Source organism: Paenarthrobacter sp. NCHU4564, assembly GCF_052156435.1.
Classification (GTDB): Bacteria; Actinomycetota; Actinomycetes; order Actinomycetales; family Micrococcaceae; genus Arthrobacter.
On the sequence record NZ_JBQLIS010000007.1, the window covers coordinates 1 to 19,383 of the forward strand.

The following is a 19,383-nucleotide window of genomic DNA, read 5'->3' on the forward strand; positions in this document are numbered from 1 at the left end:
TGTTCCCGGACGAACCCGCCGGATTCGGCCTTGTAGGTCTGGTAATCGCCATCGGGGGTTTCGTTCATGATTTTCACCAACGCCCCGTCCTGGTCCGCTTCGAGCAGCGAGTCCCATTCCCGGCCCCAGACGACCTTGATCACGTTCCAGCCCGCGCCGCGGAAGAACGCCTCGAGTTCCTGCATGATCTTGCCGTTGCCGCGCACCGGCCCGTCCAGGCGCTGGAGGTTGCAGTTGATCACGAAGTTCAGGTTGTCCAGGTTCTCGTTCGCGGCCAGCTGCAACAGGCCACGGGACTCGGGCTCGTCCATTTCCCCGTCACCGAGGAACGCCCAGACCTGCTGATCACTGGTGTCCTTGATCCCGCGGTGGTGCAGGTACCGGTTGGACTGGGCCTGGTAGATCGCGTTCATCGGGCCGATACCCATCGACACGGTCGGGAACTCCCAGAACCCCGGCATCAGGCGCGGATGCGGATAGGACGAGAGGGCATGGCCTTCCCGGGACTTCTCCTGCCGGAACCCGTCCAAATCCTCCTCGGACAGGCGCCCTTCCATGAACGCCCGCGCGTACATGCCCGGAGACGCGTGGCCCTGGAAGAACACCTGGTCCCCGCCCGAAGGATGGTCCTTGCCACGGAAGAAATGATTGAACCCGACCTCGTACAACGTCGCCGCGCCGGCGTAGGTGGAAATATGCCCGCCCACCCCAATATCGGACCGCTGCGCACGATGAACCATCACCGCCGCGTTCCACCGCATATACGCCCGGTACCGGCGCTCGAACTCCTCGTTCCCCGGGAACTCAGCTTCCTGGTCCACCGGGATCGTGTTCACATAATCAGTGGTCGTCACCATCGGAACACCCACGCTCCGGGCACCGGCACGCTGCAACAACGAACGCATAATGAACTGCGCCCGCTCCGTACCCTGCTCCGCGATCAACGCATCCAAGGACTCAATCCACTCCGCCGTCTCTTCCGGATCACGATCAGGCAACTGGGCAGTCAACCCACTAAGGATGTGTGAGGTCTCTTCTCCTGCAGCCACGTCCAACCTTCCTTTTGGCGCATCCATCGGCGCCTCAGGTCCGGCAGGGTAACTGCCCGGCATGAACGCGTCGTGTGCGACATCTCAGTTCAACAGCCCGGTCGGATGCGCCGGGCGGGTCATGTGAGCGCATGGCTGCCCAGTAGAATTCCTCGGGGCGATCGCCCTGCAGCCATTGCGCTCATGGCCACTCTAGCTTTGACGGCCCTGCGATGCGTAGCCGCGGCGCCTCAAGGGCGTTGTATGTCACACCCCGGCAGGCTGCATGACGCCGGACACCGGATTGTCACAGCTTTGAAACCACGCAGGTGATGCGGATTATGGCGGATCGCGGGGACAATGGCTTGAAGCACAAGCCCAAAGGGTGTTGGCTGTTAGTAATGGAAGTCACTTCAAAAGGAGGAAACGTGAGCGAGGCCGACGCCGCCACATCGGTAAATGTGGCGGAAAGATTGGGTTTCAAGGATGGGGATCTGATTCAGGAACGCGGCTACGACGACGACGTCGATTTCGACTTGCGTGACGACATTGAAGATGTCACGGGCTCCGAGCTGCTTGATGAAGACGACCACGATGTTGTCGACGCGGTGATTTTCTGGTGGCGCGACGGCGACGGCGACCTGGTCGATGCCTTGATGGATTCGCTCACTACCCTGAAAGAAGGCGGAGTGGTCTGGGTGCTGACACCCAAGTCGGGCCGCGACAACTATGTTTCCCCCGCTGACATCCAGGACGCAGCCCCGACATCCGGCCTGCACCTGACGACGTCTGCCGGTGTCTCCAAAGACTGGAGTGCCACGCGGCTGGTGGCAAAGAAAAACAAGTGACTGACGGAGACCAATCGCGGGAAGATCCGCAGGTTCCCCGTCCGGGGCAGCAGGCGCCCGACTTTGAGCTGTCCAACCAGTACGGAGAGCCGGTCCGGCTGTCGGCTTTCCGCGGACGCAACGTGGTGATGATCTTTTACCCCTTTGCGTTCTCCGGTATCTGCACCAGCGAATTGCAGGCGGTCAGGGACCATCTCCCGGCATTCGAGGAACTGGACGCCGTGGTGCTGGCGTTGTCAGTCGACAGCAAGTTCGCCCTGCGGGCTTTTGCCGCGCAGGAGATTTTCGACTTCGATCTCTTGGCCGATTTCTGGCCGCACGGAGCCGTAGCCCGGGAGTATGGCGTTTTCGATGAGGCCACTGGGATGGCCCGCCGGGGATCCTTCGTCATCGATGCCCACGGCATCGTCCGGTTTGCCGTGGTGAATCCCCGTGGCCAGGCGCGGGAGCATACAGACTACTTGCGTGCCCTCTCCAATCTGGCGGGAATCCAGGCATGAGCGGCCAGCGGCCCGGCGTCGGTATGACTGGTTTCGCCAGTATGGCACCGGCCGGGCTTTTGCCCGCCTTGGGGCCTGCAGAGCAAAAGGCCATGGACCAGGCAGTGGAGATTCTCCGCGGCAAGCCCTTGGCCGTCCTCACGGGTGCCGGCCTCAGTACGGATTCCGGGATTCCGGATTACCGGGGTCCCGGGTCGGCACCGAGGAATCCGATGACATACCAGGAGTTCATCAGCAGTGCGGCGAACCGTCGCCGGTACTGGGCCCGCAACCACCTGGGTTGGTCGCATTTGCGGCATGCGGATCCAAATGCCGGTCACGCGGCCATTGCCGCGATGGAGCAACGGGGCCTCCTGACGGGGCTTATCACCCAGAATGTGGACCGCCTGCATGAGGACGCCGGGAGCAGGAACGTCGTGGACCTCCATGGCCGTTTCGACCAGGTGATCTGCCTGGAGAACGGGCACGTCATGTCGCGCAAGCTGCTGGCCGCAATCCTGGAGGAGTTCAACCCCGGCTTCGTTGATGCCGCGTTGGAGGCCGGCATTGTGGAGATGGCTCCGGATGCTGACGCGACCGTCGAGGATCCCGCTCTGATCAAGTCCTTTGTTGTTGCGGTATGTCCTGCCTGCGGAGGCACGCTTAAACCGGACTTCGTGTACTTCGGGGAAAACGTACCCAAGCCGCGGGTGGAGCGGTCCTATGCCATGGTGGACCAAGCCGGAGCACTCCTGGTGGCCGGTTCATCCCTGACCGTCATGAGTGGTCTCCGGTTCGTCCGCCATGCAGCCAAGGCCCGCAAACCGGTGGTCATCATCAACAGAGGGACAACGCGCGGGGACGGTTTGGCCGACTTGAAACTCGAGCTGGGCGTGAGTGCCGCCCTCGATTACCTGGCGCGGCATTTGCCCGATCTTCAAGGTGCCGTGAACCCGATTGGTGTTTCAGCCGACGGATGATGTAAAGTCATTGTTCGTTGGTTGAGCCGCCAAGGTAAACAACCCCGGTAGCACCAACGCCCTGCACTGCAGGAATTGGGTCTTTAGCTCAGCTGGTAGAGCGCCACGTTTACACCGTGGATGTCATCGGTTCGATCCCGGTAGGACCCACCAACCAAGCCCCGCCCTTCCGCTCCTGTTGCGGAAAGGCGGGGCTTTTTGTGTGGGGAAGCGGGCCCTGCCGGCCGCCGGCATCAATGTCGGTGCCACCGCCTACCGTTCCATGCATGGAACACGTATTTCTCCGCAACGGACCTGGGAACGTGCCGGAGGCTGTTGTCAGGGGCGGCAGGGAATGGCAGATTGCAGTGACTCCGGTCCGTTGGTTCGAGCGGATTCCGTGGTGGGAACAGTCGAGGCGCATGCCGGCTGGCCAGGGCCGGGTGGATGTTGAGGTTCTGCAAGTGCAGGTGCGGCTGGGAAATAACCAGCGCTCCACCCTGGCCACCTGGGAGCTGGTGGGGGATGGCATGGGTGGCGGCTGGCAACTGCGGGCAGAGGAAGCCGTGGCCGCCTGACCGTCGCCGGTTCGATGCCGGTCGGAAACTGGATGAGCTCTCCACCACGACTATTGGGGGATGCCGCGGTGGAGAGCTCGAAAATGAATATACAGCGAACTTTTGGATTTTGAAAAGCGCGGGGCCTGATGCGCTGCAGTGTGTCGTGCGGGAGACGCAGCAGCGCTGACTGGCCCGGCGAAATGCCACTATGATGGTTTGTGTTCAGCTGAATGAACAGCCGGTTTCAATGACGAAGGAGAATCATGGCAGATTCCCGAACAACCCGGGCCGAAGGGCTTGGGACATCATCGCCGGCTCCGGCTGTGACCCGGGCCGCCGCGGTCCTCGAAGCATTGGCGGAGTCGCCAACAGGCCGCTTGACGCTCAGCGACTTGTCGCGGGAGCTCGGAATTCCCAAGTCGTCCACCTCCAATCTTTTGCTCGCCCTCGAGGAAGCGCGCCTGATCACACGGCAGGGCGCGGACTTTGCCCTGGGCCGAAAGCTTGTGGAACTCGGTGCGGCCTACCTGAGCAGGCTGGACGAGGTCCAGGAGTTCTATAAATACTGTGAACAAGCTCCGACCCTCTCCGGGGAAACAGTCCGGATCGCGATGCTCGACGGCGACCACGTCATTTATCTGGCCCGCTATGAGGGTCACCCGGCTGTACGCCTGACCTCCAATATCGGCGACAAAATGCCGGTATCTCTCTGCAGTGTCGGCAAGGCCTTGGTCGCGCAGCTTCATGACCACGACATCGAGGCGATGTTCCCGGACGGCATGCAGCTGCCGGTCATGACAGCCAACTCGCTGAGAACCGCAGAAGAGCTGAAAGCCCAGATCACTGCCATCCGCAAGCAGGGCTTCGCTTTCGAAGATGAAGAGTCCACGGTGGGCGTGGTCTGCCTGGCGGTGCCTGTCCCTACGCACGGTGCGCACGGTCCGAGTCTTGGCCTGTCGGTCACAGCGCTCAAGGCTACGTACTCCGAGGAGCAAGGGGCGCTCATGGTCAAGGAACTCAAGGAGCTGGCCAGATCTCTCGGCAACCCCATGGGCTAAGTACTGAAGGCAATAAATCTGATTACAACCTTGGCAGTGCGTTCATCAGACTGTACGCTGTTCACCATAGTGATTGATGCAGTAATGCCGTCGCTATCTCGCCGGGCCAACGGGGGCCTGTCGTGATTTTGAGGGAGTGCCAGTGACAACTCGAACCAATACCAAGCCTGCAGCGGAGGCGGATGACGCAGTCGTCGAGCCGGACCAGCTGAGAAGGGCAACCCTTGCCAGTTCCGTAGGTTCCGCCTTGGAGTACTACGACTTCTACATCTACGGACTGGCCTCGGCCCTGATCTTCGGGCCGTTGTTTTTCGCTCCATTGGGTCCGGACGGTGCCTTGATCGCTTCGTTCGCCACGTACGGAGTGGGCTTTGCGGCCAGGCCCTTCGGCGGCCTGCTCTTTGGCTACATAGGGGACCGCTTCGGGCGGAAGATGGTCCTGATCCTGACCATTGCGCTCATGGGAACCGCAAGCTTCGCGATTGGGCTTTTGCCCACGTTTGACCAGGCAGGAATGCTCGGCGCCATCCTGTTGGTCACTTTGCGCATCGTCCAGGGCCTCGGTGCCGGAGCCGAGCAGGCAGGAGCTACGACCCTGATCTCGGAAGTGGCCCCGCGCCGCCGTCGTGGTTTCTTCGCTTCACTGCCGTTCGTCGGCATTCAGCTGGGCACGCTGCTGGGCGCCGGTACCTTCGCCCTCATCGCCTTGGCGGACAAGTCCGTCCTCCAGGGCTGGCTGTGGCGCGTTCCGTTCCTCGCCAGCTTCGTCCTGATCGTGGTGGCAGTGTTCATCCGGCTCAAGCTGAAGGAAACGCCGGCTTTCCAGGAGCTGGAGAAGCACAAGAACGTGGTCAAGAATCCGATCGGCGCTCTCTGGAAGCACTCCAGGAAGAACGTGCTGGTGGGCATCGGCCTGCGCATGGGCGAGAACGGCAACTCCTCCATCTACTCCGCCCTGCTCGTGTCGTTCATGAGCATGCCGGCGGGCGTCTTTGCCGGCAACAACTCCATTGGTCCGGTAGGCCTGCTCATCGCTGCGGGCTTCGCCGCAGTGCTGGTGGTCACGTTCGGTGCCTTGTCCGACAAGTTCGGCCGCGTACCCGTCTACCGTTACGGTGCCTTGTTCCAGGCGCTCATCGCCATTCCTGCTTTCTATCTGGTGACGCTGGGCAACGTGACCCTCGTGTGGGTTGTCATGGCGGTCGGCATCGCGATTGGTGTCCAGTCAATGCTTGGCCCGCAGTGCCCGCTCCTGCCGGAGCTCTTCGGCTCCCAGTACCGTTTCACCGGTGTTGCCATGAGCCGCGAAATCTCGGCCGTCATTGCCGGTGGCGTGGCGCCGCTCCTGGGTGCCGTGCTGCTCGCTGCCACCAACCACTCGTGGTGGGTCCTGGCCATCTACTCGCTGGTGCTTGCCTTGATCTCCTTCGTGACCACGTTCTTCACTCCGGAGACCGTGGGCCGCGACCTTGTCAGTACCGAAGACGCCAAGTAGCCGGGCACGGAACAAGCAGAAAAGGCTCCGACCCCCGCGGGGGTCGGAGCCTTTTCGGTGGCCCGGAGACCTCAGTAGAAGTGGACCGGATCAACCAGGTGCGGAAGTTCGCCGCCGTCCAGGAAAGTGCGGAGATTGGAACAGAACCGCTCCGCAATAAGCCGGTTCTCCGCCGAGCTCAGCGCGGAAGTGTGCGGGGAAACAAGCACCTTGGGGTGGCTCCAGAGCGGGCTGTCCTGCGGAAGGGGTTCCACCGCGAAGACGTCCAGGCAGGCATAGGAGACCTGACCGCTGTTCAGGGCGTCCAGGAGGGCTTCCTCGTCAACCACCGTGCCGCGTCCGACGTTGACGAAGACGGCGCCGGGCTTCATGGCGGAGAAGATATCCGCGTTGAACAGCTTTTCCGTGTACGGCGTCCCGGGGAGGGTGTTGACCACGGCGTCGGCGGTTGCCACAAGATCCGCAAGCCCGTCGTTGGTGGTGACCTGCTCAATTCCGTCGATGTCCCCGACGTTGCGTTTGGTTCCGCTGACCTTCATTCCCAGGGCACGGGCAATCCGGGCGGTTTCGAGTCCAATCTCGCCCAGTCCGGCGATCACCAGGCGGGACCCGTTGACCAGCTTGGTGGGCGTGCGCAGTTCGGGCCACACTTTGTTGGCCTGGTCCTGCGCCATCTCGGCGCTGCGCTTGAAACCGTTGAGGATGCCGAACGCGGAGAATTCGGCCAGCGGCAGGGCGTGCACACCAGCGGACGTAGTGACGTGGAACTTTTGGAGGGTTTCGGTATCCAGGCCGGAGGCCTTGACCGCTCCGCCGGCACCGGCGGCCATGGCGTGGATCCACTGGAGGTGCGGGTTGCTGCCGGCGATGCGCGCCAGACCCGCCGGGCTTTCATTGGGGAACCCGTAGAGGATGCTGGCGCGGTTGAGCATGGCCCAGTAGCGCTCTTCCTGTTCCGGGGTGCGTTTGAACGCAGGATCGCCGGCGTGGTCCGCGGGGAACCGTTCCGGCGGCAAAAGGTCCGGTTCGTACAGGACGGTTACGGCGGGGTCTACGGCGCGGATTCGCTCCACATGCTCGGCTTCGAGTGGGACGGCGATCGCGACGATAAGTTCATTAGTCGTCATAGTGTTCATCATACTGAATGGAGGCTAGGATATTGAACAGATTTCCTTCCTGTGACCACGACGAAGTGAGGTGCCACCCCCAATGAACGACAAGCGAGTGGGTTTCGCCGGGCTCGGCCTCATGGGTGCTCCCATGGCCGCAAACATCGCCCGCGCCGGATGGGATGTCAGCGCCTGGAACCGTTCGGACGCAGCCTTCCATAGCCTTCCCGCGGTCCAGCGGGTACCGGACCCGGCATCCCTGCGGGATGAACCCGTCATCATCTTCATGCTGCCGGACCTTCCCGTGATCGAGGACGCCGCTGCCGGCCTGCTCGAATCCTGGGCGGACCGGCCACCACAGCCGGGTACCGCCGTCGTCGTCATGAGCAGTGTCTCCCCGGCGGGAGTGAAGGCGTTCGGCGAGAAGGTGCGCCAAGCCAGCCACGGCAATGCCGTGGTGGTGGACGCCCCTGTCAGCGGTGGCACAGTGGGAGCCCGGCAGGGCACACTCGCCATTATGGTCGGTGCCTCCGGGCCCGACTTCGATCGCTTGCAGCCACTGTTGGCCACCATGGGTACCACGGTGCGCCGGATGGGACCGCTCGGGTCAGGCTCGCTTGCCAAGGCGTGCAACCAACTGATCGTAGGAACCACGACGGCGGCACTCGCCGAGGCGGCCGAAGTCGCCGAACGCGCGGGCATGGACGTTCAGGCGCTCTACGAAGTCCTTGCCGGAGGGCTGGCCGCCAGCCGGGTCCTCGAGGTGGTGGGACCCCGCCTTGCAGCCAAGGAATACGCTCCCACGGGACCGGCCAAGTTCATGCACAAAGACCTGGGCTTCGTGCTGGACGCCGCCGGCGAGGTGGGATCGGCAACGCCCATGGCGGCGGCCGCCATCGACCTGTACGCGGAACTCAAACGCCAAGGCCTGGGAGACCTCGACCTCGCCGTGGTCCGCCAGGCGATCGCCAACCTTCCCGCCGGCGCCACCGGTTCCGGCAACTGACCACATCACCAACCAACCACAAGGAAAGCAAACAACGACATGAGTGGACTCTTCGACCTGTCCGGGCGCGTTGCCCTGGTCACCGGCTCCAGCCGGGGGATCGGCAATGCCCTGGCCCGAGGCCTGGCCGATGCCGGGGCAACGGTGGTGCTCAACGGCATCAGCACCGAGCGGCTGGAAGCCGCCCAGCATGCCATGGCCGCCGACTATCCCGAAGGGCGCGTCCACAGCCGTGCGTTCGACGTGACTGATGCCGCCTCAGCCGCAGCGGGGGTGGAGTGGATTGAAAAGAACGTCGGTCCACTGGACATCCTGGTCAACAATGCCGGCATCCAGCACCGCGTCCCCATGCTGGAGTTGGACGTCAAGGACTGGGAGCGGGTCATCACCACGGATCTCACCAGTGCGTTCCTGGTAGGACGCGAAGCAGCGCGGCATATGATCCCCCGGGGGCACGGCAAAATCATCAACATCTGTTCGGTCCAGACTGACCTTGCCCGCCCCACCATCGCTCCGTACGTTGCTGCGAAGGGTGGCCTGCGCAACCTGACGCGGGCCATGACCGCGGAATGGGCGTCCTCGGGTCTGCAGATCAACGGGGTCGCTCCGGGCTACATCCACACCGAGATGACGCAGAACCTGGTGGATGACCCGGACTTCAACTCCTGGATCCTTGGCCGCACGCCGGCCAACCGCTGGGGCACCGTGGCCGACCTCGCAGGACCCACGGTATGGCTGGCGTCCCAGGCATCCAACTTTGTCAACGGCCAGACAATTTTTGTCGATGGCGGAATGACGGTGGTGGTCTGATGGGTATCACGCTTCCTGCATCCGGATCCGCGGTTGTGGCCCACGGCAAGGGCGATCTGCGCATTGAGGACATCCCGCTGAAGCCACCTGCAGCGGATGAGTCGGTGGTGGAGATCGCCTACGGCGGCATCTGCGGCTCGGACCTCCACTATTGGCTGCATGGGGCGGCCGGAGAATCAATCCTCAAGGCTCCCATGGTCCTTGGCCACGAGATCGTGGGCGTCGTGGTCCAGCAGGCCGCGGACGGCAGCGGTCCCGGCGTCGGAACACCCGTCGCCGTGCATCCAGCCACTCCCGCCCCTGGAGACGTCCGTTATCCCGAAGACCGCCCCAACCTGTCTCCGGGATGCACGTACCTGGGCAGCGCCGCGCGGTACCCCCACACCGATGGTGCTTTCAGCCGCTACGCGAACCTGCCGGCCAGGATGCTGCGCGAACTCCCGGCGTCCTTGGAACTTCGGACGGCAGCGCTTGTGGAACCTGCGAGTGTTGCCTGGCACGCGGTGGCCCGTGCCGGCGACGTCGCGGGCAAGAGCGCACTGGTCATCGGCAGCGGACCCATCGGCGCCTTGACTGTCGCCGTCCTGAAACGGGCCGGGGCGTCCCGGATCACCGCCGTCGACATGCATGACAAGCCACTGGAAATTGCCCGCGCCGTGGGTGCCGATGCGGTCCTGAAGGGCGACGATGCCGAGGCGATCGCGGCAGTGGACGCGGACGTCGTCATTGAGTCCTCGGGCAGCCATTTCGGTCTCGCTTCAGCCATCAAGGGCGCCACCCGGGGTGGCAAAGTGGTGATGGTGGGGCTGCTTCCCTCCGGACCACAGCCGGTGTTCATTTCGCTGGCCATCACCAGGGAGCTGGAGCTGCTCGGGTCGTTCCGCTTCAATGACGAAATCGACGAGGTCATCGCTGCGCTGGCTGACGGTTCACTCCAGGTGGATCCCGTGGTGACGCACGAGTTCGACCTCGCCCATGGCCTTGAAGCGTTCGAAGTGGCCAGGAACTCAGCCGAATCCGGGAAGGTCCTGCTGAACTTCCAGGGCTAGGACTTGGCGACGGGCACGAAAACGCGGGGCTGGTCGTCCCAGCTGGGGGCCAGCTCCGCGATGGTCTGGCGCATGATCTGCGCAGACGCGTCCCTCGCCTTCCGGCCGTCGCCCGAACTGATCGCCGCCGCTACGTCGATATGCCACTGCAAGGCCTGCGGCTGCGGGTGCTCGGGCATCAGGCCGTGCACGGTACGGCCGGTCAGGGTCTCGGTGACCTGGCCGATCAGGTTGGCGAACATCTCGTTCCCCGAACCGGAAAGGACCAGTGCATGGAAGCGGATGTCCAGGTCAAGGAACCGGGACATGTCGCCGGCGTCGCCGGCTTCCTTCATGGCCAGGGAGATCCCCGCCAGTTCCTTGCGGAGTTCTTCCGGTGCGTTTGCGGCCGCCAGTTCAGCGGCCACGGGTTCGACGGCGGAACGCAGCTCGGCGAGCGACCTCAACTGGGCGCCCCGGCCTTCGCCCGCCAACCTCCACCGTATGACCAGGGGATCGAAGGGATTCCAGCGGTGTGCGGGAAGGACGCGGATGCCGACGCGTTTGATGGTCTCCACGAGTCCCAGCGACTGCAACACACGGACGGCTTCGCGGACTACGGACCGGGAGACCTTGAGTTCGTCTTCCAGATGCTCGGCCAGCATGACATGTCCGGTGGGAAGGGAACCCCCCACGATCCGGGTTCCGAGGTGCTCAACGGCGCGGTGGTGGAGGCTGGTCGACATAGTGGTAAGCATAGTGGCGCGGGCTCCGGAGGTGCGCAACGCCCGCATCACGGCCGCAGGAAGAACGTGGCCGCATCATAGACTGTTTGTGACGCGGCACCGTTCCACAAAGTGGGCGTGGCTTTCCCGCCCGCCGCTTAAATACGTATGGTTTATTACAGTCCCTGGTTATGAAATCGCTTCCTGCGTGCCCGCAGGATTTTTTCACACGATCGAATTGGAGTTTTGATGTCAGCACACATCGGTGTCACCGGCCTTGCGGTGATGGGCGCCAACCTGGCCCGCAACCTTGCCCGCAACGGCTTCACGGTGGCACTCCACAACCGCTCCGTGGAAAAGACTGACGCCCTGCTGGAAAAGCACGGCTCCGAGGGTGATTTCATCCGCACCGAGACCCTGCAGGAACTGGTGGACTCCCTGGAGAAGCCCCGCCGTGTCCTGATCATGGTGAAGGCCGGCGCTCCGGTGGACAACGTCATCGAGCAGCTCGAGCCGCTGCTTGAAGCCGGCGACATCATCATCGACGCCGGCAACTCCCACTACGAAGACACCCGCCGCCGGGAAGCGGCCCTGGCCAAGAAGGACCTCCACTTCGTGGGTGTCGGCGTATCCGGCGGCGAAGAGGGTGCCCTCAACGGCCCGTCCATCATGCCCGGTGGTTCCCGTGAGTCCTACGACGCCCTCGGCCCGCTGCTGGAAAAGATCTCCGCCAAGGTCGACGGCGAGCCCTGCTGCGCGTGGATCGGCACGGACGGTGCGGGCCATTTCGTGAAGATGGTCCACAACGGCATCGAATACGCCGACATGCAGGTCATCGGTGAAGCTTTCGACCTGCTCCGCTCCGGTGCAGGCATTGAGCCGGCCGAGCAGGCCAAGATCTTCGCTGAATGGAACAAGGGTGACCTGTCCTCCTTCCTGATCGAAATTTCTGCTGAGGTCCTGGGCCACGTGGACGCCAAGACAGGCAAGCCTTTCGTGGACGTCGTGGTTGACGCTGCAGGCCAGAAGGGTACCGGCCGCTGGACGGTTATTTCCGCCCTGGAACTCGGTTCCCCGGTCTCCGGTATCGCCGAGTCCGTCTTCGCACGCGCCCTGTCTTCCCAGGCAGAGCAGCGCAAGCTGGGCCAGGAACTGCTCGCCGGTGAGGAAGCCGCCGTCGAAATCTCCGAAACCTTCGTCGAGGACGTCCGCCAGGCGCTGTACGCCTCCAAGCTGGTTTCCTACGCCCAGGGCCTGGACATGCTGACCTCGGCCGCCAAGGAATACGGCTGGGACCTCAAGCTGGACGAGATCGCATCCCTGTGGCGCGCCGGTTGCATCATCCGCGCGGAACTGCTCAAGGACATCACCAAGGCTTACGCCGCGGATGAAAAGCCTGCCAACCTGCTGTTCGCACCGGCCTTCACCAAGGCGATCGCCGAGGCACTGCCGGCCTGGCGCCGCGTGGTGGCCACCGCCGTCCAGCTGGGCATCCCCGTTCCGGTGTTCTCTTCTTCGCTGGCCTACTACGATGGCCTGCGCCGCAAGCGCGTAGCCGCCGCCCTGATCCAGGGCCAGCGCGACCTCTTCGGTGCACACACCTACGGCCGCGTTGACGCCGAAGGCACCTTCCACACCCTCTGGGGCGAAGACAAGTCGGAGATCTCCGCCGTCGACACCCACTAGGCGCCAGGATGCAAGGCCGGTTCCTCCCGTAGGCTGGGAGGGACCGGCCTTTGCCGTCCATCGAAGGAGTATGTCCATGCCTGACCGCGTCGCTTTGGTAACCGGGGCATCCTCCGGCATTGGCTTCGAAACTGCACGTGACCTAGCTGCGCAAGGCTTCGTGGTCTATGCAGGTGCCCGTCGCGTGGAGCGGATGGAGCCCCTAAAAGGGATCGGGGTCCACGTGATGTCGCTGGACGTCACGGTTGATGAATCGATGACGGCTGTCGTGGCTGCTGTCGAGGCGGCCCATGGCCACGTGGATGTCCTCATCAATAATGCAGGCTACGGGTCCTACGGTTCCCTGGAGGACGTTCCGTTGGAGGAGGGCCGGAGGCAGTTCGAGGTCAACGTGATGGGCCTGGCGCGGATGTGCCAGCTCGTCATTACCGGGATGCGGCGGGCGGGGTCCGGCCGGATCATCAATGTGTCGTCCATTGGCGGGAAAATGTATGAGCCATTGGGTGCCTGGTATCACGGAACCAAGTTCGCGGTGGAAGGCATGAGCGATTCGTTGCGCTTGGAGCTCGGGCCACACGGCATCGACGTTGTGATCATCGAACCCGCCGGAACTGATACCGAGTGGGGGACCATAGCGGGGGAGTCATTGCTCTCACGGTCCGGGGACGGCCCCTACGGCGCCCAGGCCCATACGGTAGCTGCTGCTCTGGCATCGACGTCCGGTCACGTGCTGGCCACCCCACCCGGTGCGGTGTCGCGCTCCATTGTCCGCGCGGCAACAGCACGACGCCCCAGGACCCGCTACCCGGTGGGCAGGGGTGCCTGGAGCATCCTGGCGTTGCGGCGGGCGCTGCCCGACCGCGTATTCGATATCTTCCTTCAGAATCTCTACAAGAGGCTGGGCAGCTAAATCCGGTACTCGATGTAGTACTCGGCCGGATCCACCGCCGGTTTTGTTTCCAACCTGGCGTCGCGATGCCGCCAGGTGGCCGGGATGCCCGTGATGATCGATTCGGGCGGTGCGTTCTTGACCACGACGGCGTTGGCGCCGATCGCGCTGTCGTCACCGATCGTGATGGGGCCAAGGACTTTGGCTCCGGCGCCGATGGTCACGCGGTTCCCGATGGTGGGGTGCCGTTTGACCTTGGCCAGGGACCGTCCGCCCAGGGTCACCCCGTGGTAGATCATCACGTCGTCGCCGATCTCGGAAGTCTCGCCGATGACGACGCCCATTCCATGATCGATGAAGAAGCGGCGCCCGATGGTTGCGCCCGGGTGGATTTCGATGCCGGTCATGAAACGCGCCAGCTGGGAAATCAGCCGTGCCGGAAAGCGGAGGGCCGGGTTCTGCCACAGCTTATGGGTCAGGCGGTGCGCCCAAATGGCATGAAGGCCCGAGTAGGCGAAAAAGTTCTCAAAAGAACCTCGAGCCGCCGGGTCGTGGGACCGGGCGGCATCGAGGTCTTCCTTAAGCCTTGCGAAGAAGCTCACAAAGACCTTTCTACAGGAAACGGATGACTGCGGGCCAAGTGTTAGCCGCGGATGTCATCAAAGAGGACAGTGGAGATGTAACGTTCACCGAAGTCACACACCACAGCCACAATCAGCTTGCCCTTGTTCTCGGGACGCTTGGCCAGCTCCAGGGCGCCCCAGACGATCGCACCGGAGGAGATGCCGCCCAGGATGCCTTCGCGCGCACCGAGGTCGCGGGCCACGCGGACGGAGTCCTCGAGGGTTGCGTCCAGGACTTCGTCGTAGACGTTGGTGTCCAGGATTTCGGGCACGAAGTTGGCACCGATGCCCTGGATCTTGTGGGGGCCGGGGGCGCCGCCGTTGAGGATCGGGGAGTCCTTCGGTTCGACGGCCACGATCTGGACGCCGGGCTTGCGTTCCTTGAGGACCTGGCCCACGCCGGTGACTGTTCCGCCAGTGCCGACGCCGGCTACGAAGATGTCTACTTCGCCGTCGGTGTCTTCCCAGATTTCTTCTGCCGTGGTTGCACGGTGGATTGCCGGGTTGGCCTCGTTGGCGAACTGCTGTGCCCAGATCGAGTTCTCCGTGTTGGCGACGATTTCCTGTGCCTTCTCCACGGCACCGCGCATGCCTTCGGAACCGGGGGTCAGGACGATCTCCGCGCCGAAAGCACGCAGCATGACGCGGCGTTCAGTGGACATGGTCTCGGGCATGGTCAGGATGACCTTGTAGCCGCGGGCAGCGCCCACCAGGGCAAGGGCGATTCCGGTGTTGCCGGACGTACCTTCAACGATGGTTCCGCCCGGCTTCAGGGCACCGGACTTTTCTGCAGCATCAACGATTGCCACGCCAATGCGGTCCTTGACGCTGTTGGCCGGGTTGTAGAACTCAAGCTTCACCGCGACTGTGGCCTCAAGCCCCTCGGAGAGCCGGTTCAAGCGGACCAGCGGGGTGCGGCCGATCAGCTGTGTGACGTCGTCGTAGATCCTTGCCATGAAATATTTGCCTATCTCTCAAGAGGAATGCTGAGGTCAGCCTAACCAGCGGCGGCGAAACCCTGCTAAGCACTAAGCCATGCAGAGTAATATTTCCTGGCCTTGGCAAGCTTCGGGTTAATAATCACCTGGCAGTAGCCCTGGTAGGGGAACTTTGCGTAGTAATTCTGGTGGACTTCCTCTGCTTCATAAAAGTCGGGCAGCCGCGTCACCTCAGTGACGATCGGATCGGACCACAGGGACTGGGCACGCTCAATGGCGTCCTCGAACAGGATCTTCTCTTCCGTGGTCGAGTAGAACATGGACGAGCGGTACTGGGTGCCCACGTCATAGCCCTGTCGATTCAAGGTGGTGGGATCGTGCAGGGCGAAGAACATGTCGAGGATGACTTCTTCCGGAACCACTGATTCGTCGAAGGTCACGGCAACCACCTCGGCGTGCCCGGTGGTGCCGGAGCACACCTCGTAGTAGTCAGGATTTGGAAGATGGCCACCTGTGTAGCCGGATACAACCGAGCTGACGCCGCGGGTCTTCTGGTAAACGGCATCGAGGCACCAGAAGCAGCCGCCGCCAAGTACGAAAGTTTTCATGATCTCTTCAATGGCTCGGAGGAGGTGATGATTCCCGTAACACCTTACGGGACCATGACGGACTCATCAGCCCGCGCCGTGCTTTGCCCGTGGTCGGACCCTGACCGAATCGGTCCTGTAGGTAAGAATAAAGGTATGGAAGCAGTAGACACCGCCCTTTCCAACGGGGACTCCGGCGATGAGGCCGGGACGATCGAAGCGAATGCCGAACCGACCCTGGGCCAGGTCCTGCTGGCAGTGGAGGAACTCTGGCCCGAATCCCTCGCAGAGGACTGGGACGAAGTAGGCCTTGTTGTGGGGCGTCCGAACACTCCCGTCACCAAGGTCATGTTCGCCGTCGACCCCACGCTGGCCGTGATCGATGAAGCGTTGGAATGGGGTGCAGAACTGCTCATTACCCACCACCCGCTGCTGTTGAGGGGTGTGAACTCCGTGGCTGCCACGTCGGCCAAGGGCCTTGCGGTTCACCGGCTCATCGAGGGCGGAACGGGCCTCCTCACCGTCCACACCAACGGCGACTCCGCCGTGGGTGGAGTCTCGGATGTGTTGGCGGACGCGTTCGGGCTGGAAAACGTCACCCCGTTGACGGTCGCTGCGAACGGACTTCCGGAAGAAGGAATCGGCAGGGTGGGCGACCTCCCGGAACTGCAGACGCTCGGTGACTTCGCGGCCCGGGTCTTCGAGATGTTGCCCGCTGTGGCAGGAGGAGTCCGGGTGGCCGGGGACAAGGACGCCCTGGTGCGGAGGGTGGCTGTCTGCGGCGGTGCCGGAGACAGCCTCTTCGATGCTGTGCGGACCCATAACGCGGACGTCTACGTGACCGCGGACATGCGTCACCACCCGGCGTCGGAGGCCCGGGAGGGGGCGGTCAATGGCCGCCCCTACCTGATTGACGTTTCGCACTTTGCCAGCGAATGGCTGTGGCTCCCCGTGGCGGCCGAAGCGCTCGGCAACGTGCTCACGGACCAGGGCTACGACGTCGAGATCCGCGTCAGCACCACCAACAGCGACCCTTGGGACTTCATCCTTACTCCCGGCGGCGACTAGCATCTACAGGACAGGGGCCGGAAGGCCCGCCGGCCTGATCCCCAGTGCCGGCGACTACAGGCGGAGGTAAGCGTGGCGAAAGCAGCACCGGCAGAACAACTGAAATTGCTTGACCTGCAGGGACTGGACGCCAAGCTCAAATCCTTGGCCGGCCGGCGGAAGGTGCTGGAAAACGATCCCCGGATCGTGGACCTCGAAGATGCCCTGCGGGTGGCCCAGGGCGAACTGGGTGCCGCAAAACTTGCCGTGCACGACGCCGAGGCGGAACTTCGACGGTCCGAGGCGGACGTGGAGCAGGTGGCCACGCGCATTGAACGCGACGAGGCAAGGCTGAACAGCGGGACCGGCCTGTCCAAGGACCTGGTGGCCCTGCAGAACGACATCGCTTCACTGACCAAAAGGCGGTCGGATCTTGAGGATATTGAACTCGAAATCCTGGAACGCCTGGACACCCTGCGGGAACGGGAAGCAGCCCAGCAGGCGATCGTGGACGACATCCGGAACTCGTTTGGAAGCATCCGCGCCGAACTCGACCAGGCCATAGCGGAGATTGCGGCAGAGGAAACCACAGTCCGCGGGCAACGGGCGGCCTTCGCCGGATCGCTGGACCAGTCAATGCTGGCCGTCTACGAAAAAACCCTTGCCAAGCGCGGAGTTGGGGCGGCCCGGCTGTTCCATGGCAAGTCCGAGGGTTCCGGGATGACGCTCAGTCCCGGCGACCTCGCGGAAGTGAAGGCTGCTGCCGAAGATGACATCGTCTTCTGCCCGGATTCAGGATGCATCCTGGTCCGTTCCGCGGAGTGGAACTAGCCCTTCAGAATGATGTTGAGGGCATGCGGCTTCCTGGCCGTACCGTCAACAAGCTCTGACGGCCACACTTCACGGGCGGCTTTGAGGAGCTGACCCGGCGTCGCAGGTGCCTTGCCCCTGCGCGTCAGAAGGTGACGGGCGAGCTCGCCCCGCGTGTGCTTGGCGAAGTGGCTCACCACCGTGCGCTTGCCGTTTGATTCGCTGAAGACGTTGACGGCAACCGTCTGCTGAGCCGGCGGCGTCCACGCGGCCGCGTAGGTGCTCGAACGGCAGTCCACCACGAGCTCACCTTCCGCCCTCCCGGCGAGGGCGGCACCCAGTTGGGGCTTCCAGTAGGAGGCGAGGCGTCCGACGTCGGGCAGTGCCGTTCCCATGGACAGCCGATAGGCGGGCACGTGGTCGCCAAAGCCGATGGCACCCCAGAGGGCGGAGACGACCAGGATCGTTTCGGTCGCCTTGCCGCGCTGCGTCGGAGTCATTGAGTCGTAGCCCAGAGCGTCATAGAGCACGCCGGAGTAGACCTGGTGCGCCGGTGCGGCCGGTTCCGCATGCAGCCGTGTATTGCGCTCGACATCCTCACGCAGCGAAGCGCCGACGCCGAGGAGGGCGAGTGCGTCCTCATGCGCACTGACCGTACCCAGCGCCTCCAGGACTTTGGCCCGGGAAGGGTTCAATTCCGGAAAGCTCAGGCTTTCCCATTCGACGGCGGGGCCTGGGGCGGCGGGCGTCTTGCCTTCGGAAGGCGGGAGGAGAATCAGCACCCGTCGATATTACCGGTGACAGGACGGCCGGCTGACGCCGGTAGACTGTAGGGCGGATGGGTTGACCAGGCGGTCGCGCGCCACGCAAGTGGCTCGAGGAACGTCCGGGCTCCGCAGAGCAGGGTGGTGGGTAACGCCCACTCGGGGCAACCCGCAGGCCAGTGCCACAGAAAACAGACCGCCTGCGCGGTCCGATGCCAGCATCGGCGCAGCAGGTAAGGGTGAAACGGCGGTGTAAGAGACCACCAGCTCCCCGGGTGACCGGGGAGGCTAGGTAAACCCCACCCGGAGCAAGGCCAGACAGGACACGTTCGAGGGCTGCTCGCCCGAGTGTCCGGGTAGGCCGCTGGAGGGCGTCGGCAACGGCGTTCGTAGATGGATGGCCGCCACTCCCGTGCCGGTAACGGCACGGGATGACAGAACCCGGCGTATCGGTCAACCCATCCACTACAAGGGGTCGTTTCTCCCATGAATCCGCGGGTTTGAGTACTTGTCATACTGCGTTAACCTTTGTCGGGCGTCGGGCCCTATACGACAGAAGCTGTCACGTTACAAGTCAAGTTAATCGAAACGATTGAGTTGCAGATAGCCTGCACCTCATGGGGCCATTTGGTACAGCTGCAGACAGCGACGAAACATCTCAATCCACCCACGACGGCGCGCAGGAACTCCCTGCCACGTGCCCCGTGTGCGGCGCCATGCGCTGGCTGTGTGAATGCACGGGTTTTGAAGAACCGGACATGGAAAACATCCTGATCCGGGGACGCGTGTCCTGCGTAACGTGCGGAAGGAACACCACAGAACAGCCGTGCGTGGACCACCAGCCGCGCGCGTGGGCGGCTTATCTGGCGGAAAACCATCCGGGCGCCGGGTAGCCGTTCTTGTGCCGGGAGTGTCCGCCTGAAGGGCCGTGTGA

General features: G+C 63.4%; 19 protein-coding genes, 1 tRNA gene, 1 other RNA gene and 1 pseudogene. 15 read left to right on the forward strand and 7 right to left on the reverse strand.

All coding sequences use genetic code 11. The annotated features are described in order from the left end of the window. Positions 1 to 1,076: pseudogene (locus ACSVIE_RS09070) on the reverse strand (pyruvate dehydrogenase (acetyl-transferring), homodimeric type); the annotation flags it as partial. Positions 1,077 to 1,456: 380 nt separating this feature from the next. Between ACSVIE_RS09070 and ACSVIE_RS09075 the strand changes: the two are divergent. From ACSVIE_RS09075 to ACSVIE_RS09105, 7 genes are all read left to right on the forward strand, one after another. After that, on the forward strand, positions 1,457 to 1,876 hold the full coding sequence (locus ACSVIE_RS09075) for a DUF3052 domain-containing protein (RefSeq protein ID WP_364157971.1): 420 nt from the start codon (positions 1,457 to 1,459) through the stop codon (positions 1,874 to 1,876). Beyond that, a complete protein-coding gene (locus tag ACSVIE_RS09080; RefSeq protein ID WP_426003001.1) occupies positions 1,873 to 2,376 on the forward strand; it encodes a peroxiredoxin in 504 nt (167 codons plus the stop codon). The genes ACSVIE_RS09075 and ACSVIE_RS09080 overlap by 4 nt, the downstream gene beginning before the upstream one ends. Beyond that, on the forward strand, positions 2,373 to 3,335 hold the full coding sequence (locus tag ACSVIE_RS09085) for an NAD-dependent protein deacetylase (protein ID WP_442423617.1): 963 nt from the start codon (positions 2,373 to 2,375) through the stop codon (positions 3,333 to 3,335). The genes ACSVIE_RS09080 and ACSVIE_RS09085 overlap by 4 nt, the downstream gene beginning before the upstream one ends. Positions 3,336 to 3,412: 77 nt before the next feature. Further along, positions 3,413 to 3,488, forward strand: a tRNA-Val gene (locus ACSVIE_RS09090). Positions 3,489 to 3,601: 113 nt separating this feature from the next. Continuing rightward, positions 3,602 to 3,892 (forward strand): hypothetical protein, encoded by a 291-nt coding sequence (locus ACSVIE_RS09095; protein ID WP_426002999.1) that lies wholly within the window; start codon positions 3,602 to 3,604, stop codon positions 3,890 to 3,892. 245 nt (positions 3,893 to 4,137) lie between these two features. Continuing rightward, a complete protein-coding gene (locus tag ACSVIE_RS09100) occupies positions 4,138 to 4,932 on the forward strand; it encodes an IclR family transcriptional regulator (RefSeq protein WP_426002998.1) in 795 nt (264 codons plus the stop codon). A 136-nt stretch (positions 4,933 to 5,068) separates the two neighbouring features. Then, on the forward strand, positions 5,069 to 6,427 hold the full coding sequence (locus tag ACSVIE_RS09105) for an MFS transporter (protein WP_426002997.1): 1,359 nt from the start codon (positions 5,069 to 5,071) through the stop codon (positions 6,425 to 6,427). Between the two features lie 71 nt (positions 6,428 to 6,498). Here the strand turns inward: ACSVIE_RS09105 and ACSVIE_RS09110 are convergent, their stop codons facing one another. Beyond that, complete coding sequence (locus tag ACSVIE_RS09110; RefSeq protein WP_426002995.1) at positions 6,499 to 7,566, reverse strand: D-2-hydroxyacid dehydrogenase; 1,068 nt, start codon at positions 7,564 to 7,566, stop codon at positions 6,499 to 6,501. Between the two features lie 70 nt (positions 7,567 to 7,636). Between ACSVIE_RS09110 and ACSVIE_RS09115 the strand changes: the two genes are divergently transcribed. The 3 genes from ACSVIE_RS09115 to ACSVIE_RS09125 are packed head-to-tail and all read left to right on the forward strand — an operon-like array spanning position 7,637 to position 10,401. Continuing rightward, positions 7,637 to 8,542 carry an NAD(P)-dependent oxidoreductase gene (locus ACSVIE_RS09115; protein ID WP_442423618.1) on the forward strand — a complete coding sequence of 302 codons (906 nt, stop codon included), beginning with the start codon at positions 7,637 to 7,639 and terminating at the stop codon, positions 8,540 to 8,542. Between the two features lie 39 nt (positions 8,543 to 8,581). Continuing rightward, positions 8,582 to 9,352 (forward strand): SDR family oxidoreductase, encoded by a 771-nt coding sequence (locus tag ACSVIE_RS09120; protein ID WP_426002993.1) that lies wholly within the window; start codon positions 8,582 to 8,584, stop codon positions 9,350 to 9,352. Then, positions 9,352 to 10,401, forward strand: coding sequence for an L-idonate 5-dehydrogenase (locus ACSVIE_RS09125; protein ID WP_442423619.1), 1,050 nt, complete (start codon positions 9,352 to 9,354; stop codon positions 10,399 to 10,401). Before ACSVIE_RS09120 ends, ACSVIE_RS09125 begins: the two co-directional genes overlap by 1 nt. Here ACSVIE_RS09125 and ACSVIE_RS09130 read toward each other — a convergent pair. Continuing rightward, complete coding sequence (locus ACSVIE_RS09130) at positions 10,398 to 11,126, reverse strand: FadR/GntR family transcriptional regulator (protein ID WP_442423620.1); 729 nt, start codon at positions 11,124 to 11,126, stop codon at positions 10,398 to 10,400. The two genes, ACSVIE_RS09125 and ACSVIE_RS09130, sit on opposite strands and share 4 nt — an antisense overlap. 228 nt (positions 11,127 to 11,354) lie before the next feature. Here ACSVIE_RS09130 and gndA point away from each other — a divergent pair, with 228 nt between their 5' ends. Together gndA and ACSVIE_RS09140 are read left to right on the forward strand one after the other, a co-directional pair. Further along, positions 11,355 to 12,791 (forward strand): NADP-dependent phosphogluconate dehydrogenase, encoded by a 1,437-nt coding sequence (gene gndA, locus ACSVIE_RS09135; protein ID WP_442423621.1) that lies wholly within the window; start codon positions 11,355 to 11,357, stop codon positions 12,789 to 12,791. 76 nt (positions 12,792 to 12,867) lie between these two features. Beyond that, positions 12,868 to 13,701: an oxidoreductase gene (locus tag ACSVIE_RS09140; RefSeq protein ID WP_442423622.1), complete on the forward strand. Its 834-nt coding sequence runs from the start codon at positions 12,868 to 12,870 to the stop codon at positions 13,699 to 13,701. On the opposite strand, the gene epsC is transcribed toward ACSVIE_RS09140, so the two are convergent. From epsC to msrA, 3 genes are all read right to left on the reverse strand, one after another. Next, positions 13,698 to 14,282 (reverse strand): serine O-acetyltransferase EpsC, encoded by a 585-nt coding sequence (epsC, locus tag ACSVIE_RS09145; RefSeq protein WP_426002986.1) that lies wholly within the window; start codon positions 14,280 to 14,282, stop codon positions 13,698 to 13,700. The two genes, ACSVIE_RS09140 and epsC, sit on opposite strands and share 4 nt — an antisense overlap. Positions 14,283 to 14,323: 41 nt before the next feature. After that, positions 14,324 to 15,259, reverse strand: a complete 936-nt coding sequence (gene cysK / locus ACSVIE_RS09150) for a cysteine synthase A (protein WP_442423623.1) — start codon at positions 15,257 to 15,259, stop codon at positions 14,324 to 14,326. A gap of 65 nt (positions 15,260 to 15,324) precedes the next feature. After that, positions 15,325 to 15,849, reverse strand: coding sequence for a peptide-methionine (S)-S-oxide reductase MsrA (gene msrA / locus ACSVIE_RS09155; protein WP_442423624.1), 525 nt, complete (start codon positions 15,847 to 15,849; stop codon positions 15,325 to 15,327). A 135-nt stretch (positions 15,850 to 15,984) separates the two neighbouring features. Here msrA and ACSVIE_RS09160 point away from each other — a divergent pair, with 135 nt between their 5' ends. Next, positions 15,985 to 16,896, forward strand: coding sequence for a Nif3-like dinuclear metal center hexameric protein (locus ACSVIE_RS09160; protein ID WP_426002982.1), 912 nt, complete (start codon positions 15,985 to 15,987; stop codon positions 16,894 to 16,896). A 72-nt stretch (positions 16,897 to 16,968) separates the two neighbouring features. Next, positions 16,969 to 17,706, forward strand: a complete 738-nt coding sequence (locus ACSVIE_RS09165) for a zinc ribbon domain-containing protein (RefSeq protein WP_426002980.1) — start codon at positions 16,969 to 16,971, stop codon at positions 17,704 to 17,706. Here the strand turns inward: ACSVIE_RS09165 and ACSVIE_RS09170 are convergent. Next, positions 17,703 to 18,467, reverse strand: a complete 765-nt coding sequence (locus ACSVIE_RS09170; RefSeq protein WP_442423625.1) for a YaaA family protein — start codon at positions 18,465 to 18,467, stop codon at positions 17,703 to 17,705. The genes ACSVIE_RS09165 and ACSVIE_RS09170 overlap by 4 nt on opposite strands. 57 nt (positions 18,468 to 18,524) lie before the next feature. On the opposite strand from ACSVIE_RS09170, the gene rnpB reads away from it, so the two are divergent. Then, an RNA gene (gene rnpB, locus ACSVIE_RS09175) (RNase P RNA component class A) lies at positions 18,525 to 18,914 on the forward strand. Positions 18,915 to 19,383 lie beyond the last annotated feature (469 nt).

Coding starts and splice junctions, on each gene's coding strand:
- ACSVIE_RS09085 (WP_442423617.1), top strand. CDS start 2,373: ATGAGCGGCCAGCGGCCCGGCGTCGGTATGACTGGTTTCGCCAGTATG.
- ACSVIE_RS09095 (WP_426002999.1), top strand. CDS start 3,602: ATGGAACACGTATTTCTCCGCAACGGACCTGGGAACGTGCCGGAGGCT.
- ACSVIE_RS09100 (WP_426002998.1), top strand. CDS start 4,138: ATGGCAGATTCCCGAACAACCCGGGCCGAAGGGCTTGGGACATCATCG.
- ACSVIE_RS09110 (WP_426002995.1), bottom strand. CDS start 7,566: ATGATGAACACTATGACGACTAATGAACTTATCGTCGCGATCGCCGTC.
- ACSVIE_RS09115 (WP_442423618.1), top strand. CDS start 7,637: ATGAACGACAAGCGAGTGGGTTTCGCCGGGCTCGGCCTCATGGGTGCT.
- ACSVIE_RS09120 (WP_426002993.1), top strand. CDS start 8,582: ATGAGTGGACTCTTCGACCTGTCCGGGCGCGTTGCCCTGGTCACCGGC.
- ACSVIE_RS09125 (WP_442423619.1), top strand. CDS start 9,352: ATGGGTATCACGCTTCCTGCATCCGGATCCGCGGTTGTGGCCCACGGC.
- ACSVIE_RS09130 (WP_442423620.1), bottom strand. CDS start 11,126: ATGTCGACCAGCCTCCACCACCGCGCCGTTGAGCACCTCGGAACCCGG.
- gndA (WP_442423621.1), top strand. CDS start 11,355: ATGTCAGCACACATCGGTGTCACCGGCCTTGCGGTGATGGGCGCCAAC.
- ACSVIE_RS09140 (WP_442423622.1), top strand. CDS start 12,868: ATGCCTGACCGCGTCGCTTTGGTAACCGGGGCATCCTCCGGCATTGGC.
- cysK (WP_442423623.1), bottom strand. CDS start 15,259: ATGGCAAGGATCTACGACGACGTCACACAGCTGATCGGCCGCACCCCG.
- msrA (WP_442423624.1), bottom strand. CDS start 15,849: ATGAAAACTTTCGTACTTGGCGGCGGCTGCTTCTGGTGCCTCGATGCC.
- ACSVIE_RS09160 (WP_426002982.1), top strand. CDS start 15,985: ATGGAAGCAGTAGACACCGCCCTTTCCAACGGGGACTCCGGCGATGAG.